The 20,041-nt window shown below is 56.1% G+C and carries 3 protein-coding genes; 1 reads left to right on the top strand and 2 read right to left on the bottom strand.

Annotated features, from left to right (window positions below; all coding sequences use genetic code 11):
• The first annotated feature begins 18 nt into the window (after positions 1 to 18).
• Entirely contained in the window at positions 19 to 567 is a 549-nt protein-coding gene (locus EPB59_RS05200) for a DUF1415 domain-containing protein (protein WP_000102805.1), read from the top strand.
• Positions 568 to 674: 107 nt separating this feature from the next.
• On the opposite strand, the gene EPB59_RS18510 is transcribed toward EPB59_RS05200, so the two are convergent.
• On the bottom strand, positions 675 to 10,430 hold the full coding sequence (locus EPB59_RS18510; protein ID WP_241666225.1) for an Ig-like domain-containing protein: 9,756 nt from the start codon (positions 10,428 to 10,430) through the stop codon (positions 675 to 677).
• Entirely contained in the window at positions 10,427 to 19,948 is a 9,522-nt protein-coding gene (locus EPB59_RS18505; RefSeq protein WP_241666224.1) for a cadherin repeat domain-containing protein, read from the bottom strand. Before EPB59_RS18505 ends, EPB59_RS18510 begins: the two co-directional genes overlap by 4 nt.
• Positions 19,949 to 20,041 lie beyond the last annotated feature (93 nt).

The raw sequence follows: 20,041 nt of genomic DNA, 5'->3' as shown, positions 1-20,041 counted from the left end.
GAAGAATCTGAGCTCAACATGTCAACGGAAACCATCATTCAAGAAGTCGATCACTGGCTTAATCAGGTCGTGATCGGCTTAAACTTATGCCCATTTGCCGCAAAACCACAGCGTAATCAGCAAATTAAAATCTATGTCAGTGAAGCCCGTGATGAAGAAGCACTGCTGCAACATATTTACGATCAGTTGCTTGAACTTGATACTAAAGAGCCGCAAGAGCTTGAAACCACTCTTGTCGTTGTACCGAACCTGCTGCACGATTTTGTTGATTACAATTTTTACATCGACTGGGTGGAAGCGTTAATTCGCCAGCAAGATTGGGAAGGTGTGTTTCAAGTCGCGACGTTCCATCCTGATTACTGCTTTGCAGGCACAGATCCAGAGGATGATGAGAACCTTACCAACCGCTCACCCTACCCGATCTTTCACCTGATCCGCGAAGAGAGCATGGAAAAAGTGCTGAAACACTACCCAAATCCAGAAGCCATCCCTGAGACCAATATCGCAAGAGTCAGCAGCCTTTCTGCACAAGAAAGAAAACAGCTTTTCCCTTATCTGTTTCGCTAAACACATCAGCATATTCATGGCTAATCGTGCCAACTAACACGAAGTAGACTTCATTCTCTCCAGAGACAAAAATCCCGCCAGTTGGCGGGATTCTTATTTAAGCGTGACTAATCTTTTAGGTGGATTATGTTTTCCAAATTAGAGAGTAAATCAATCGCAGCCACGCCATCGAGCTGGATTGTAACGTGCTCTGTAGATCCCTTATTGATAACGATTTCCGAGTTTTGTCCCTGACCCGAGATCTCGATAACATGGCTATTAAGCAGTTGATCTAAAGTTCTGGTTTCATCAGGGAACAAATCGCTTAAATCAATCTTGTCTTGACCAATCGTAAAGTCGGTAATCCGGTCTTTACTGTTATCTAAATCACCATCAACCCATTTAAAGAGATCGTCACCTGAGCCACCAGTTAGGATGTCACTGCCAAGGCCACCGATCAGAACGTCGTTACCTGAATCACCACGTAGAACGTCATTACCACGACCTCCTGAAAGATAGTCATTATCCGCACCACCTCTGAGTGCATCGTTGCCATCACCGCCAATCAGAGTGTCATTACCCGCTCCGCCATAAGCGGCAAGGTTTCCACCTCCGCCATAAACGGTATCATTACCACTACCTAAATTCACCGTATCAGTGATCGGCTGAATTTGGCTTTGTACCGATTGTAATAACACACCATCATGATCAGTAATCACGTCATTTTTCATAAACGCGCTATCCGCCAGTGTAGATTGTGACGGCGTGGAATTATTAAAGTTAGGAATTGAGCTACCGGTATAAACCGTATTATCCGCGCGACTAATGCCTAAATCGATGTAATCGTTACTATCTCCTGAATGGATCACCAAGTCCGTATCAATCGTTACGGCTACTTGTTGTGTCACAGGTGCGATCGCTGTAGTGCCTTCATAATAAGCATTGAGCGCAATATTCAAGTTAGCATTATCACCATCGGTTTTGGTCAACAAGAAAGAATCAACACCGCCACGTCCCACATACTCATTCGGATGTAATACCGTAACCGGAATTGTCGCACTCGTCGTTGCACTATCTTGGTTACTGCTTTCAGTCGCCGTAGCTTCAACGGTAATATTGAAATTACCATGGTTCGGCGCCTTAATTTGTAAGCTGCTGTAATCCCACCCTGTAATATCTACTTCACCATTTGAACCCACTGTAACTTCATGACCTTGATCGTCTTTCAATATCGAACCTTCTGGCATTCCTTTTAATTTAAGACTCAAGGTTTCAGAGGTATCGGTATCATTCAGTGAAGTGGAAATTTCACTCAGTTTAATGAAATCTCCGCGGTAGCCCATATTATCAACAACTTTAAACGCCAAATTATCTAAAATCGCCCCATAGCTGTTAGCATCATCGCTTTCAAACAACAGACGATATTCCCCAGTTTGATCAATAGGGAGCGTAACTTTTTGATCTCTCAACCAGTTCGCATTGGTTGGATTGAAATCATAAAGAGTGATCGCCTCTGCAAGGATAGGAACACCGTAAGCGTTCAGAGGAACAAGCTTAATGGTTAAGCCTGAACTGTTCACAGAGCCAGCACGAGCTGCAATATCAAAATCTAGCTCATAAAAACGACCCGCTTGAGCATGAATATCGGTATACAGCGTCTTGTCACCGTTATTGAACTCAATTTCCATGACTTTATTTGTTGAAGAACCACCGGAGACATAGATATTTTCGTAACCGATTTCAACTTTGCCGCTATTATTGCTGGTATGCCACGTTCCAATCGTGTTCAGACCTTTAATCTGATTAGCAACCACGCCATCCCAACTGCCATTCAATCTCGCATCCTCGAAATTGATTGCAGCAACAGAAGTATAGCCATTGATGGTCAGGTTCGGCGCATCAGCCACCGCATCAACATGGATGTTCAGAGTCCCTGTCGCTCCGGTATTAGTCGTATAGGTAATTTGGGGCAGTGAGCCGCTCCAGTTATCTTTTGGATCAAAGGTATAATCACCATTTGCCTTAAGCACTAAAGTACCTTCAGCCAACTGATACATCGTATTACCAGCGGTATAAACACCATTGACTCCCTCAACGTGGAAGCTGGTGACTGAGAGAGCGCTGTCTATATCGCTATCGTTGGCCAGCACATTACCCGTCGCAATAGAATCTTCTGCAATCGACTTATGATCAGGTTGAGTAACCGTCGCATCATCAACAGGGGTGATGGTGATGGCGAGTGTGCTCGTTTTTCCAGTGTTGGTTGTGTAGGTAATAACCGGAACTTCACCATTCCAGTTATCTGCTGGCTTAAATGTGTAACTGCCATCCGAATTAAGCGTCAGCTCACCTTGCTCTAAGCTAACAGGGCTACCCACCACGTGAGAAGTGGCATCATTACCTACCGTGAAATGATCCACTGAGGTATTTTTGCTTCCATCATTGTCTAACACATTACCGGCCACCACGGTGTCTTCCAAACCAACCTTGTGATCTTGGTTAGCATTGAAATCCGCCATCGTAACTCGGTTCACATTGATAGAAAGTAACGCAGTTGAGGTATCACCATCACCATCTTTCATGGTGTAAGTGAAAATCTCGATCGCATCATTAGGAATTGAAGATGCATTCGCTGTCACTTGGTATGTGTAGCTACCATCAGCGAGCAAGATCAAATTGCCATACAGGCCCGCAATCATAGATCCAACGCTGCCTGAGACACCGGAACTCACGTGATTACCAGAGGCTGCTCCGACAACCGTCATATCTACATCTGCCCCAGAAACATCATTGGCTAATACGTTGCCTGATGTGGATGGCAATTCATACCCCTCACCAGGTCCAACACGTACAACTAATTCATAGCTGTTAGTTGCGTTTTCACCCGTTCTAATTTCTGTCACAATTTGATTGGTGCCAGGGATCCTAAAGCCAATCACTTGCAAGGTATAGAGAGCCCCTGCATTCTCAAAAGTCACATTGGTATTACCAACTTTAATGATGTCTTTTGAGGCTTCTGGATCATTGGTATTTGGCGTTTCATTGTGATCAAAATTCAGTTTCAACGTTACAGGTGTAAGTACGCCGTGGGCATCTGTCACTGAGAACGCAACATCCATACTGGCACTGGTAATCGCACCACCTGAATAAACGGGATAATTGTAATGAGTAAAAGTGCCCAAAATAATATCTTGGTTTAAGGCAAACTCACCGTTTAGCGCACTATCATTATCGATAAATCCGTAGCCAGAGCTGTATGAGCTGGCGGGTTGACCCCAACGGATTTGGTCTTTTCCACTGTCATTATCTAAGCCACCACCATTTGGTGCATTAGTGCCATCAAACGTGGTTACGTTGGTACCATTACTCCATGATGTCCAGTTAGCAACCACACCAGAGACCGTGAAACTGTCAACAACAATGTCCACTTCACCACGGTCATCAAGAGCCGTAGAAACATCATCAACAATTTTAACGTCTAAGCTATCTGTGATCTGGCTGCCATCCACATCAATCACAGTCACAGAGATATGATCGGTATAGTCCGTGTCATTTGCATTGGTGGTTGAATCGTTATCCACATTTTCGTTCAACGTATATTCGTATTGAACTGTTCCACCAGTGAGATCACCACTGAAACCCGTCAAGGTGAGTTCACCATAAGGCGTTGAAATTGTTGCTTCAGATGAATTCAACGCAAGAAGTTCTGCCACACTAAAACTATGACCCGCGATCACTAAAGACGCTAAGCCGTCAATAGAAGTAAAACTGAAACTCCCTACTTTGCTAAGAGCAGAGTGATCTGGCGACGAACCACCCGAAAGATGAGATTCATGGACAGTTAACTCAGCATTAGCCCCATTCAACCCTGAAATATTAAGCGCTTCATCCACGTTGCTCTCTTTCAGGGTCACCGTCGCTTCCGCTGTCGAGCCGAAGCCGTCGGTCATCACCACTTGGTAGTCGCCGCTGTTCGCGCCTTTCTCGAAGTCGTTCACGTCCGACGCCACGCCCGCGGCCGTGATGCGGATATTGCCGTTCGCATCGATGGTGTAGAAGCCATCTTGACTGGTGTTGTGTAACGAGCCGTCTGTGTGCTTGAACTGGTAACTCGTCACGCCGTCTAGGTCGCCGCCCGACAAGGTGCCAACCACCGCGTCCGCCACTTGGTTTTCCGCGTACGTCACCGTCTGCGCAACGAACGAGCCTGACTCATCCACGTTGCTCTCTTTCAGGGTCACCGTCGCTTCCGCTGTCGAGCCGAAGCCGTCGGTCATCACCACTTGGTAGTCGCCGCTGTTCGCGCCTTTCTCGAAGTCGTTCACGTCCGACGCCACGCCCGCGGCCGTGATGCGGATATTGCCGTTCGCATCGATGGTGTAGAAGCCATCTTGACTGGTGTTGTGTAACGAGCCGTCTGTGTGCTTGAACTGGTAACTCGTCACGCCGTCTAGGTCGCCGCCCGACAAGGTGCCAACCACCGCGTCCGCCACTTGGTTTTCCGCGTACGTCACCGTCTGCGCAACGAACGAGCCTGACTCATCCACGTTGCTCTCTTTCAGGGTCACCGTCGCTTCCGCTGTCGAGCCGAAGCCGTCGGTCATCACCACTTGGTAGTCGCCGCTGTTCGCGCCTTTCTCGAAGTCGTTCACGTCCGACGCCACGCCCGCGGCCGTGATGCGGATATTGCCGTTCGCATCGATGGTGTAGAAGCCATCTTGACTGGTGTTGTGTAACGAGCCGTCTGTGTGCTTGAACTGGTAACTCGTCACGCCGTCTAGGTCGCCGCCCGACAAGGTGCCAACCACCGCGTCCGCCACTTGGTTTTCCGCGTACGTCACCGTCTGCGCAACGAACGAGCCTGACTCATCCACGTTGCTCTCTTTCAGGGTCACCGTCGCTTCCGCTGTCGAGCCGAAGCCGTCGGTCATCACCACTTGGTAGTCGCCGCTGTTCGCGCCTTTCTCGAAGTCGTTCACGTCCGACGCCACGCCCGCGGCCGTGATGCGGATATTGCCGTTCGCATCGATGGTGTAGAAGCCATCTTGACTGGTGTTGTGTAACGAGCCGTCTGTGTGCTTGAACTGGTAACTCGTCACGCCGTCTAGGTCGCCGCCCGACAAGGTGCCAACCACCGCGTCCGCCACTTGGTTTTCCGCGTACGTCACCGTCTGCGCAACGAACGAGCCTGACTCATCCACGTTGCTCTCTTTCAGGGTCACCGTCGCTTCCGCTGTCGAGCCGAAGCCGTCGGTCATCACCACTTGGTAGTCGCCGCTGTTCGCGCCTTTCTCGAAGTCGTTCACGTCCGACGCCACGCCCGCGGCCGTGATGCGGATATTGCCGTTCGCATCGATGGTGTAGAAGCCATCTTGACTGGTGTTGTGTAACGAGCCGTCTGTGTGCTTGAACTGGTAACTCGTCACGCCGTCTAGGTCGCCGCCCGACAAGGTGCCAACCACCGCGTCCGCCACTTGGTTTTCCGCGTACGTCACCGTCTGCGCAACGAACGAGCCTGACTCATCCACGTTGCTCTCTTTCAGGGTCACCGTCGCTTCCGCTGTCGAGCCGAAGCCGTCGGTCATCACCACTTGGTAGTCGCCGCTGTTCGCGCCTTTCTCGAAGTCGTTCACGTCCGACGCCACGCCCGCGGCCGTGATGCGGATATTGCCGTTCGCATCGATGGTGTAGAAGCCATCTTGACTGGTGTTGTGTAACGAGCCGTCTGTGTGCTTGAACTGGTAACTCGTCACGCCGTCTAGGTCGCCGCCCGACAAGGTGCCAACCACCGCGTCCGCCACTTGGTTTTCCGCGTACGTCACCGTCTGCGCAACGAACGAGCCTGACTCATCCACGTTGCTCTCTTTCAGGGTCACCGTCGCTTCCGCTGTCGAGCCGAAGCCGTCGGTCATCACCACTTGGTAGTCGCCGCTGTTCGCGCCTTTCTCGAAGTCGTTCACGTCCGACGCCACGCCCGCGGCCGTGATGCGGATATTGCCGTTCGCATCGATGGTGTAGAAGCCATCTTGACTGGTGTTGTGTAACGAGCCGTCTGTGTGCTTGAACTGGTAACTCGTCACGCCGTCTAGGTCGCCGCCCGACAAGGTGCCAACCACCGCGTCCGCCACTTGGTTTTCCGCGTACGTCACCGTCTGCGCAACGAACGAGCCTGACTCATCCACGTTGCTCTCTTTCAGGGTCACCGTCGCTTCCGCTGTCGAGCCGAAGCCGTCGGTCATCACCACTTGGTAGTCGCCGCTGTTCGCGCCTTTCTCGAAGTCGTTCACGTCCGACGCCACGCCCGCGGCCGTGATGCGGATATTGCCGTTCGCATCGATGGTGTAGAAGCCATCTTGACTGGTGTTGTGTAACGAGCCGTCTGTGTGCTTGAACTGGTAACTCGTCACGCCGTCTAGGTCGCCGCCCGACAAGGTGCCAACCACCGCGTCCGCCACTTGGTTTTCCGCGTACGTCACCGTCTGCGCAACGAACGAGCCTGACTCATCCACGTTGCTCTCTTTCAGGGTCACCGTCGCTTCCGCTGTCGAGCCGAAGCCGTCGGTCATCACCACTTGGTAGTCGCCGCTGTTCGCGCCTTTCTCGAAGTCGTTCACGTCCGACGCCACGCCCGCGGCCGTGATGCGGATATTGCCGTTCGCATCGATGGTGTAGAAGCCATCTTGACTGGTGTTGTGTAACGAGCCGTCTGTGTGCTTGAACTGGTAACTCGTCACGCCGTCTAGGTCGCCGCCCGACAAGGTGCCAACCACCGCGTCCGCCACTTGGTTTTCCGCGTACGTCACCGTCTGCGCAACGAACGAGCCTGACTCATCCACGTTGCTCTCTTTCAGGGTCACCGTCGCTTCCGCTGTCGAGCCGAAGCCGTCGGTCATCACCACTTGGTAGTCGCCGCTGTTCGCGCCTTTCTCGAAGTCGTTCACGTCCGACGCCACGCCCGCGGCCGTGATGCGGATATTGCCGTTCGCATCGATGGTGTAGAAGCCATCTTGACTGGTGTTGTGTAACGAGCCGTCTGTGTGCTTGAACTGGTAACTCGTCACGCCGTCTAGGTCGCCGCCCGACAAGGTGCCAACCACCGCGTCCGCCACTTGGTTTTCCGCGTACGTCACCGTCTGCGCAACGAACGAGCCTGACTCATCCACGTTGCTCTCTTTCAGGGTCACCGTCGCTTCCGCTGTCGAGCCGAAGCCGTCGGTCATCACCACTTGGTAGTCGCCGCTGTTCGCGCCTTTCTCGAAGTCGTTCACGTCCGACGCCACGCCCGCGGCCGTGATGCGGATATTGCCGTTCGCATCGATGGTGTAGAAGCCATCTTGACTGGTGTTGTGTAACGAGCCGTCTGTGTGCTTGAACTGGTAACTCGTCACGCCGTCTAGGTCGCCGCCCGACAAGGTGCCAACCACCGCGTCCGCCACTTGGTTTTCCGCGTACGTCACCGTCTGCGCAACGAACGAGCCTGACTCATCCACGTTGCTCTCTTTCAGGGTCACCGTCGCTTCCGCTGTCGAGCCGAAGCCGTCGGTCATCACCACTTGGTAGTCGCCGCTGTTCGCGCCTTTCTCGAAGTCGTTCACGTCCGACGCCACGCCCGCGGCCGTGATGCGGATATTGCCGTTCGCATCGATGGTGTAGAAGCCATCTTGACTGGTGTTGTGTAACGAGCCGTCTGTGTGCTTGAACTGGTAACTCGTCACGCCGTCTAGGTCGCCGCCCGACAAGGTGCCAACCACCGCGTCCGCCACTTGGTTTTCCGCGTACGTCACCGTCTGCGCAACGAACGAGCCTGACTCATCCACGTTGCTCTCTTTCAGGGTCACCGTCGCTTCCGCTGTCGAGCCGAAGCCGTCGGTCATCACCACTTGGTAGTCGCCGCTGTTCGCGCCTTTCTCGAAGTCGTTCACGTCCGACGCCACGCCCGCGGCCGTGATGCGGATATTGCCGTTCGCATCGATGGTGTAGAAGCCATCTTGACTGGTGTTGTGTAACGAGCCGTCTGTGTGCTTGAACTGGTAACTCGTCACGCCGTCTAGGTCGCCGCCCGACAAGGTGCCAACCACCGCGTCCGCCACTTGGTTTTCCGCGTACGTCACCGTCTGCGCAACGAACGAGCCTGACTCATCCACGTTGCTCTCTTTCAGGGTCACCGTCGCTTCCGCTGTCGAGCCGAAGCCGTCGGTCATCACCACTTGGTAGTCGCCGCTGTTCGCGCCTTTCTCGAAGTCGTTCACGTCCGACGCCACGCCCGCGGCCGTGATGCGGATATTGCCGTTCGCATCGATGGTGTAGAAGCCATCTTGACTGGTGTTGTGTAACGAGCCGTCTGTGTGCTTGAACTGGTAACTCGTCACGCCGTCTAGGTCGCCGCCCGACAAGGTGCCAACCACCGCGTCCGCCACTTGGTTTTCCGCGTACGTCACCGTCTGCGCAACGAACGAGCCTGACTCATCCACGTTGCTCTCTTTCAGGGTCACCGTCGCTTCCGCTGTCGAGCCGAAGCCGTCGGTCATCACCACTTGGTAGTCGCCGCTGTTCGCGCCTTTCTCGAAGTCGTTCACGTCCGACGCCACGCCCGCGGCCGTGATGCGGATATTGCCGTTCGCATCGATGGTGTAGAAGCCATCTTGACTGGTGTTGTGTAACGAGCCGTCTGTGTGCTTGAACTGGTAACTCGTCACGCCGTCTAGGTCGCCGCCCGACAAGGTGCCAACCACCGCGTCCGCCACTTGGTTTTCCGCGTACGTCACCGTCTGCGCAACGAACGAGCCTGACTCATCCACGTTGCTCTCTTTCAGGGTCACCGTCGCTTCCGCTGTCGAGCCGAAGCCGTCGGTCATCACCACTTGGTAGTCGCCGCTGTTCGCGCCTTTCTCGAAGTCGTTCACGTCCGACGCCACGCCCGCGGCCGTGATGCGGATATTGCCGTTCGCATCGATGGTGTAGAAGCCATCTTGACTGGTGTTGTGTAACGAGCCGTCTGTGTGCTTGAACTGGTAACTCGTCACGCCGTCTAGGTCGCCGCCCGACAAGGTGCCAACCACCGCGTCCGCCACTTGGTTTTCCGCGTACGTCACCGTCTGCGCAACGAACGAGCCTGACTCATCCACGTTGCTCTCTTTCAGGGTCACCGTCGCTTCCGCTGTCGAGCCGAAGCCGTCGGTCATCACCACTTGGTAGTCGCCGCTGTTCGCGCCTTTCTCGAAGTCGTTCACGTCCGACGCCACGCCCGCGGCCGTGATGCGGATATTGCCGTTCGCATCGATGGTGTAGAAGCCATCTTGACTGGTGTTGTGTAACGAGCCGTCTGTGTGCTTGAACTGGTAACTCGTCACGCCGTCTAGGTCGCCGCCCGACAAGGTGCCAACCACCGCGTCCGCCACTTGGTTTTCCGCGTACGTCACCGTCTGCGCAACGAACGAGCCTGACTCATCCACGTTGCTCTCTTTCAGGGTCACCGTCGCTTCCGCTGTCGAGCCGAAGCCGTCGGTCATCACCACTTGGTAGTCGCCGCTGTTCGCGCCTTTCTCGAAGTCGTTCACGTCCGACGCCACGCCCGCGGCCGTGATGCGGATATTGCCGTTCGCATCGATGGTGTAGAAGCCATCTTGACTGGTGTTGTGTAACGAGCCGTCTGTGTGCTTGAACTGGTAACTCGTCACGCCGTCTAGGTCGCCGCCCGACAAGGTGCCAACCACCGCGTCCGCCACTTGGTTTTCCGCGTACGTCACCGTCTGCGCAACGAACGAGCCTGACTCATCCACGTTGCTCTCTTTCAGGGTCACCGTCGCTTCCGCTGTCGAGCCGAAGCCGTCGGTCATCACCACTTGGTAGTCGCCGCTGTTCGCGCCTTTCTCGAAGTCGTTCACGTCCGACGCCACGCCGCGGCCGTGATGCGGATATTGCCGTTCGCATCGATGGTGTAGAAGCCATCTTGACTGGTGTTGTGTAACGAGCCGTCTGTGTGCTTGAACTGGTAACTCGTCACGCCGTCTAGGTCGCCGCCCGACAAGGTGCCAACCACCGCGTCCGCCACTTGGTTTTCCGCGTACGTCACCGTCTGCGCAACGAACGAGCCTGACTCATCCACGTTGCTCTCTTTCAGGGTCACCGTCGCTTCCGCTGTCGAGCCGAAGCCGTCGGTCATCACCACTTGGTAGTCGCCGCTGTTCGCGCCTTTCTCGAAGTCGTTCACGTCCGACGCCACGCCCGCGGCCGTGATGCGGATATTGCCGTTCGCATCGATGGTGTAGAAGCCATCTTGACTGGTGTTGTGTAACGAGCCGTCTGTGTGCTTGAACTGGTAACTCGTCACGCCGTCTAGGTCGCCGCCCGACAAGGTGCCAACCACCGCGTCCGCCACTTGGTTTTCCGCGTACGTCACCGTCTGCGCAACGAACGAGCCTGACTCATCCACGTTGCTCTCTTTCAGGGTCACCGTCGCTTCCGCTGTCGAGCCGAAGCCGTCGGTCATCACCACTTGGTAGTCGCCGCTGTTCGCGCCTTTCTCGAAGTCGTTCACGTCCGACGCCACGCCCGCGGCCGTGATGCGGATATTGCCGTTCGCATCGATGGTGTAGAAGCCATCTTGACTGGTGTTGTGTAACGAGCCGTCTGTGTGCTTGAACTGGTAACTCGTCACGCCGTCTAGGTCGCCGCCCGACAAGGTGCCAACCACCGCGTCCGCCACTTGGTTTTCCGCGTACGTCACCGTCTGCGCAACGAACGAGCCTGACTCATCCACGTTGCTCTCTTTCAGGGTCACCGTCGCTTCCGCTGTCGAGCCGAAGCCGTCGGTCATCACCACTTGGTAGTCGCCGCTGTTCGCGCCTTTCTCGAAGTCGTTCACGTCCGACGCCACGCCCGCGGCCGTGATGCGGATATTGCCGTTCGCATCGATGGTGTAGAAGCCATCTTGACTGGTGTTGTGTAACGAGCCGTCTGTGTGCTTGAACTGGTAACTCGTCACGCCGTCTAGGTCGCCGCCCGACAAGGTGCCAACCACCGCGTCCGCCACTTGGTTTTCCGCGTACGTCACCGTCTGCGCAACGAACGAGCCTGACTCATCCACGTTGCTCTCTTTCAGGGTCACCGTCGCTTCCGCTGTCGAGCCGAAGCCGTCGGTCATCACCACTTGGTAGTCGCCGCTGTTCGCGCCTTTCTCGAAGTCGTTCACGTCCGACGCCACGCCCGCGGCCGTGATGCGGATATTGCCGTTCGCATCGATGGTGTAGAAGCCATCTTGACTGGTGTTGTGTAACGAGCCGTCTGTGTGCTTGAACTGGTAACTCGTCACGCCGTCTAGGTCGCCGCCCGACAAGGTGCCAACCACCGCGTCCGCCACTTGGTTTTCCGCGTACGTCACCGTCTGCGCAACGAACGAGCCTGACTCATCCACGTTGCTCTCTTTCAGGGTCACCGTCGCTTCCGCTGTCGAGCCGAAGCCGTCGGTCATCACCACTTGGTAGTCGCCGCTGTTCGCGCCTTTCTCGAAGTCGTTCACGTCCGACGCCACGCCCGCGGCCGTGATGCGGATATTGCCGTTCGCATCGATGGTGTAGAAGCCATCTTGACTGGTGTTGTGTAACGAGCCGTCTGTGTGCTTGAACTGGTAACTCGTCACGCCGTCTAGGTCGCCGCCCGACAAGGTGCCAACCACCGCGTCCGCCACTTGGTTTTCCGCGTACGTCACCGTCTGCGCAACGAACGAGCCTGACTCATCCACGTTGCTCTCTTTCAGGGTCACCGTCGCTTCCGCTGTCGAGCCGAAGCCGTCGGTCATCACCACTTGGTAGTCGCCGCTGTTCGCGCCTTTCTCGAAGTCGTTCACGTCCGACGCCACGCCCGCGGCCGTGATGCGGATATTGCCGTTCGCATCGATGGTGTAGAAGCCATCTTGACTGGTGTTGTGTAACGAGCCGTCTGTGTGCTTGAACTGGTAACTCGTCACGCCGTCTAGGTCGCCGCCCGACAAGGTGCCAACCACCGCGTCCGCCACTTGGTTTTCCGCGTACGTCACCGTCTGCGCAACGAACGAGCCTGACTCATCCACGTTGCTCTCTTTCAGGGTCACCGTCGCTTCCGCTGTCGAGCCGAAGCCGTCGGTCATCACCACTTGGTAGTCGCCGCTGTTCGCGCCTTTCTCGAAGTCGTTCACGTCCGACGCCACGCCCGCGGCCGTGATGCGGATATTGCCGTTCGCATCGATGGTGTAGAAGCCATCTTGACTGGTGTTGTGTAACGAGCCGTCTGTGTGCTTGAACTGGTAACTCGTCACGCCGTCTAGGTCGCCGCCCGACAAGGTGCCAACCACCGCGTCCGCCACTTGGTTTTCCGCGTACGTCACCGTCTGCGCAACGAACGAGCCTGACTCATCCACGTTGCTCTCTTTCAGGGTCACCGTCGCTTCCGCTGTCGAGCCGAAGCCGTCGGTCATCACCACTTGGTAGTCGCCGCTGTTCGCGCCTTTCTCGAAGTCGTTCACGTCCGACGCCACGCCCGCGGCCGTGATGCGGATATTGCCGTTCGCATCGATGGTGTAGAAGCCATCTTGACTGGTGTTGTGTAACGAGCCGTCTGTGTGCTTGAACTGGTAACTCGTCACGCCGTCTAGGTCGCCGCCCGACAAGGTGCCAACCACCGCGTCCGCCACTTGGTTTTCCGCGTACGTCACCGTCTGCGCAACGAACGAGCCTGACTCATCCACGTTGCTCTCTTTCAGGGTCACCGTCGCTTCCGCTGTCGAGCCGAAGCCGTCGGTCATCACCACTTGGTAGTCGCCGCTGTTCGCGCCTTTCTCGAAGTCGTTCACGTCCGACGCCACGCCCGCGGCCGTGATGCGGATATTGCCGTTCGCATCGATGGTGTAGAAGCCATCTTGACTGGTGTTGTGTAACGAGCCGTCTGTGTGCTTGAACTGGTAACTCGTCACGCCGTCTAGGTCGCCGCCCGACAAGGTGCCAACCACCGCGTCCGCCACTTGGTTTTCCGCGTACGTCACCGTCTGCGCAACGAACGAGCCTGACTCATCCACGTTGCTCTCTTTCAGGGTCACCGTCGCTTCCGCTGTCGAGCCGAAGCCGTCGGTCATCACCACTTGGTAGTCGCCGCTGTTCGCGCCTTTCTCGAAGTCGTTCACGTCCGACGCCACGCCCGCGGCCGTGATGCGGATATTGCCGTTCGCATCGATGGTGTAGAAGCCATCTTGACTGGTGTTGTGTAACGAGCCGTCTGTGTGCTTGAACTGGTAACTCGTCACGCCGTCTAGGTCGCCGCCCGACAAGGTGCCAACCACCGCGTCCGCCACTTGGTTTTCCGCGTACGTCACCGTCTGCGCAACGAACGAGCCTGACTCATCCACGTTGCTCTCTTTCAGGGTCACCGTCGCTTCCGCTGTCGAGCCGAAGCCGTCGGTCATCACCACTTGGTAGTCGCCGCTGTTCGCGCCTTTCTCGAAGTCGTTCACGTCCGACGCCACGCCCGCGGCCGTGATGCGGATATTGCCGTTCGCATCGATGGTGTAGAAGCCATCTTGACTGGTGTTGTGTAACGAGCCGTCTGTGTGCTTGAACTGGTAACTCGTCACGCCGTCTAGGTCGCCGCCCGACAAGGTGCCAACCACCGCGTCCGCCACTTGGTTTTCCGCGTACGTCACCGTCTGCGCAACGAACGAGCCTGACTCATCCACGTTGCTCTCTTTCAGGGTCACCGTCGCTTCCGCTGTCGAGCCGAAGCCGTCGGTCATCACCACTTGGTAGTCGCCGCTGTTCGCGCCTTTCTCGAAGTCGTTCACGTCCGACGCCACGCCCGCGGCCGTGATGCGGATATTGCCGTTCGCATCGATGGTGTAGAAGCCATCTTGACTGGTGTTGTGTAACGAGCCGTCTGTGTGCTTGAACTGGTAACTCGTCACGCCGTCTAGGTCGCCGCCCGACAAGGTGCCAACCACCGCGTCCGCCACTTGGTTTTCCGCGTACGTCACCGTCTGCGCAACGAACGAGCCTGACTCATCCACGTTGCTCTCTTTCAGGGTCACCGTCGCTTCCGCTGTCGAGCCGAAGCCGTCGGTCATCACCACTTGGTAGTCGCCGCTGTTCGCGCCTTTCTCGAAGTCGTTCACGTCCGACGCCACGCCCGCGGCCGTGATGCGGATATTGCCGTTCGCATCGATGGTGTAGAAGCCATCTTGACTGGTGTTGTGTAACGAGCCGTCTGTGTGCTTGAACTGGTAACTCGTCACGCCGTCTAGGTCGCCGCCCGACAAGGTGCCAACCACCGCGTCCGCCACTTGGTTTTCCGCGTACGTCACCGTCTGCGCAACGAACGAGCCTGACTCATCCACGTTGCTCTCTTTCAGGGTCACCGTCGCTTCCGCTGTCGAGCCGAAGCCGTCGGTCATCACCACTTGGTAGTCGCCGCTGTTCGCGCCTTTCTCGAAGTCGTTCACGTCCGACGCCACGCCCGCGGCCGTGATGCGGATATTGCCGTTCGCATCGATGGTGTAGAAGCCATCTTGACTGGTGTTGTGTAACGAGCCGTCTGTGTGCTTGAACTGGTAACTCGTCACGCCGTCTAGGTCGCCGCCCGACAAGGTGCCAACCACCGCGTCCGCCACTTGGTTTTCCGCGTACGTCACCGTCTGCGCAACGAACGAGCCTGACTCATCCACGTTGCTCTCTTTCAGGGTCACCGTCGCTTCCGCTGTCGAGCCGAAGCCGTCGGTCATCACCACTTGGTAGTCGCCGCTGTTCGCGCCTTTCTCGAAGTCGTTCACGTCCGACGCCACGCCCGCGGCCGTGATGCGGATATTGCCGTTCGCATCGATGGTGTAGAAGCCATCTTGACTGGTGTTGTGTAACGAGCCGTCTGTGTGCTTGAACTGGTAACTCGTCACGCCGTCTAGGTCGCCGCCCGACAAGGTGCCAACCACCGCGTCCGCCACTTGGTTTTCCGCGTACGTCACCGTCTGCGCAACGAACGAGCCTGACTCATCCACGTTGCTCTCTTTCAGGGTCACCGTCGCTTCCGCTGTCGAGCCGAAGCCGTCGGTCATCACCACTTGGTAGTCGCCGCTGTTCGCGCCTTTCTCGAAGTCGTTCACGTCCGACGCCACGCCCGCGGCCGTGATGCGGATATTGCCGTTCGCATCGATGGTGTAGAAGCCATCTTGACTGGTGTTGTGTAACGAGCCGTCTGTGTGCTTGAACTGGTAACTCGTCACGCCGTCTAGGTCGCCGCCCGACAAGGTGCCAACCACCGCGTCCGCCACTTGGTTTTCCGCGTACGTCACCGTCTGCGCAACGAACGAGCCTGACTCATCCACGTTGCTCTCTTTCAGGGTCACCGTCGCTTCCGCTGTCGAGCCGAAGCCGTCGGTCATCACCACTTGGTAGTCGCCGCTGTTCGCGCCTTTCTCGAAGTCGTTCACGTCCGACGCCACGCCCGCGGCCGTGATGCGGATATTGCCGTTCGCATCGATGGTGTAGAAGCCATCTTGACTGGTGTTGTGTAACGAGCCGTCTGTGTGCTTGAACTGGTAACTCGTCACGCCGTCTAGGTCGCCGCCCGACAAGGTGCCAACCACCGCGTCCGCCACTTGGTTTTCCGCGTACGTCACCGTCTGCGCAACGAACGAGCCTGACTCATCCACGTTGCTCTCTTTCAGGGTCACCGTCGCTTCCGCTGTCGAGCCGAAGCCGTCGGTCATCACCACTTGGTAGTCGCCGCTGTTCGCGCCTTTCTCGAAGTCGTTCACGTCCGACGCCACGCCCGCGGCCGTGATGCGGATATTGCCGTTCGCATCGATGGTGTAGAAGCCATCTTGACTGGTGTTGTGTAACGAGCCGTCTGTGTGCTTGAACTGGTAACTCGTCACGCCGTCTAGGTCGCCGCCCGACAAGGTGCCAACCACCGCGTCCGCCACTTGGTTTTCCGCGTACGTCACCGTCTGCGCAACGAACGAGCCTGACTCATCCACGTTGCTCTCTTTCAGGGTCACCGTCGCTTCCGCTGTCGAGCCGAAGCCGTCGGTCATCACCACTTGGTAGTCGCCGCTGTTCGCGCCTTTCTCGAAGTCGTTCACGTCCGACGCCACGCCCGCGGCCGTGATGCGGATATTGCCGTTCGCATCGATGGTGTAGAAGCCATCTTGACTGGTGTTGTGTAACGAGCCGTCTGTGTGCTTGAACTGGTAACTCGTCACGCCGTCTAGGTCGCCGCCCGACAAGGTGCCAACCACCGCGTCCGCCACTTGGTTTTCCGCGTACGTCACCGTCTGCGCAACGAACGAGCCTGACTCATCCACGTTGCTCTCTTTCAGGGTCACCGTCGCTTCCGCTGTCGAGCCGAAGCCGTCGGTCATCACCACTTGGTAGTCGCCGCTGTTCGCGCCTTTCTCGAAGTCGTTCACGTCCGACGCCACGCCCGCGGCCGTGATGCGGATATTGCCGTTCGCATCGATGGTGTAGAAGCCATCTTGACTGGTGTTGTGTAACGAGCCGTCTGTGTGCTTGAACTGGTAACTCGTCACGCCGTCTAGGTCGCCGCCCGACAAGGTGCCAACCACCGCGTCCGCCACTTGGTTTTCCGCGTACGTCACCGTCTGCGCAACGAACGAGCCTGACTCATCCACGTTGCTCTCTTTCAGGGTCACCGTCGCTTCCGCTGTCGAGCCGAAGCCGTCGGTCATCACCACTTGGTAGTCGCCGCTGTTCGCGCCTTTCTCGAAGTCGTTCACGTCCGACGCCACGCCCGCGGCCGTGATGCGGATATTGCCGTTCGCATCGATGGTGTAGAAGCCATCTTGACTGGTGTTGTGTAACGAGCCGTCTGTGTGCTTGAACTGGTAACTCGTCACGCCGTCTAGGTCGCCGCCCGACAAGGTGCCAACCACCGCGTCCGCCACTTGGTTTTCCGCGTACGTCACCGTCTGCGCAACGAACGAGCCTGACTCATCCACGTTGCTCTCTTTCAGGGTCACCGTCGCTTCCGCTGTCGAGCCGAAGCCGTCGGTCATCACCACTTGGTAGTCGCCGCTGTTCGCGCCTTTCTCGAAGTCGTTCACGTCCGACGCCACGCCCGCGGCCGTGATGCGGATATTGCCGTTCGCATCGATGGTGTAGAAGCCATCTTGACTGGTGTTGTGTAACGAGCCGTCTGTGTGCTTGAACTGGTAACTCGTCACGCCGTCTAGGTCGCCGCCCGACAAGGTGCCAACCACCGCGTCCGCCACTTGGTTTTCCGCGTACGTCACCGTCTGCGCAACGAACGAGCCTGACTCATCCACGTTGCTCTCTTTCAGGGTCACCGTCGCTTCCGCTGTCGAGCCGAAGCCGTCGGTCATCACCACTTGGTAGTCGCCGCTGTTCGCGCCTTTCTCGAAGTCGTTCACGTCCGACGCCACGCCCGCGGCCGTGATGCGGATATTGCCGTTCGCATCGATGGTGTAGAAGCCATCTTGACTGGTGTTGTGTAACGAGCCGTCTGTGTGCTTGAACTGGTAACTCGTCACGCCGTCTAGGTCGCCGCCCGACAAGGTGCCAACCACCGCGTCCGCCACTTGGTTTTCCGCGTACGTCACCGTCTGCGCAACGAACGAGCCTGACTCATCCACGTTGCTCTCTTTCAGGGTCACCGTCGCTTCCGCTGTCGAGCCGAAGCCGTCGGTCATCACCACTTGGTAGTCGCCGCTGTTCGCGCCTTTCTCGAAGTCGTTCACGTCCGACGCCACGCCCGCGGCCGTGATGCGGATATTGCCGTTCGCATCGATGGTGTAGAAGCCATCTTGACTGGTGTTGTGTAACGAGCCGTCTGTGTGCTTGAACTGGTAACTCGTCACGCCGTCTAGGTCGCCGCCCGACAAGGTGCCAACCACCGCGTCCGCCACTTGGTTTTCCGCGTACGTCACCGTCTGCGCAACGAACGAGCCTGACTCATCCACGTTGCTCTCTTTCAGGGTCACCGTCGCTTCCGCTGTCGAGCCGAAGCCGTCGGTCATCACCACTTGGTAGTCGCCGCTGTTCGCGCCTTTCTCGAAGTCGTTCACGTCCGACGCCACGCCCGCGGCCGTGATGCGGATATTGCCGTTCGCATCGATGGTGTAGAAGCCATCTTGACTGGTGTTGTGTAACGAGCCGTCTGTGTGCTTGAACTGGTAACTCGTCACGCCGTCTAGGTCGCCGCCCGACAAGGTGCCAACCACCGCGTCCGCCACTTGGTTTTCCGCGTACGTCACCGTCTGCGCAACGAACGAGCCTGACTCATCCACGTTGCTCTCTTTCAGGGTCACCGTCGCTTCCGCTGTCGAGCCGAAGCCGTCGGTCATCACCACTTGGTAGTCGCCGCTGTTCGCGCCTTTCTCGAAGTCGTTCACGTCCGACGCCACGCCCGCGGCCGTGATGCGGATATTGCCGTTCGCATCGATGGTGTAGAAGCCATCTTGACTGGTGTTGTGTAACGAGCCGTCTGTGTGCTTGAACTGGTAACTCGTCACGCCGTCTAGGTCGCCGCCCGACAAGGTGCCAACCACCGCGTCCGCCACTTGGTTTTCCGCGTACGTCACCGTCTGCGCAACGAACGAGCCTGACTCATCCACGTTTTGTTCGGTCAATGTGACATTAATGTTAGTGACATTGACCCCATCAGATGCACTGATAACTAAATTATGGACATTAGCCAACGCTTCAAAATCATTTGCAACCGCAGCAATACCTACCGAGGTTAAACTAATCACTCCAGTTACTGGATCAATTTCAAACCAGCCATTTTGATTGCCACTGGCTATGTTATAAGTCACCGCCGATCCTTCTGGATCGATAGCGTTAACAATACCAATAATGGTGCTATCGTTACTGTTTTCATTATAATTAAAGATGTATTCACCATTTATTGTATTTTCAAACGTAGGGGCAACGTTCTCTTGATTTGGTACAACAACCGAACTTTGTAATAGATTCAACAGACTCAAACTTTGTGTTCTTGATAGGCCAATGGCTTCGAAGCCAGATGTATCAAATTGTGTAGCGGCAATAATTTCTGTACCATCACGTTCAATTGAGGCACTACCCGTTATTGATGAACCTTGGACTCCGCCTGCGGCTGGGGCGAGATCTTCACCTAATGCTGTAGGATCGGCACCTTGTTCTAGCGCCGTTAAAATCTGCTCAATATCATCAGTTATAAGCTGGGTATTGCCTTGAGCATCGGCAAGTTGCGCGCTAGGTTTGGCTTGTTCACCAGGAACTAGGCTACTACCATTGGGGTCAAGGATAATCGCACCTTCAGGAACTGCTTCTCCTGCGTTGATGATCGCGATATTTCCATTTCTATCAATCACGAGCAGCTGATTCGCTGCAAGATTTGCTAAAGACAACAAAGCATGAATTCCCATATAAAGCCTCAGACCCTAATACTTTTGAGTGTGTTGATAATTGACACTCTTCCTTCGCCACGAAATCAGTTCAGATAAATGCTAACTTTAGTT

It is taken from the genome of Vibrio metoecus (genome assembly GCF_009665255.1).
GTDB lineage: Bacteria > Pseudomonadota > Gammaproteobacteria > Enterobacterales > Vibrionaceae > Vibrio > Vibrio metoecus_B.
The sequence above is the reverse complement of the archived record's forward strand: the minus strand, read 5'-3'. Positions and strand labels throughout refer to the sequence as shown.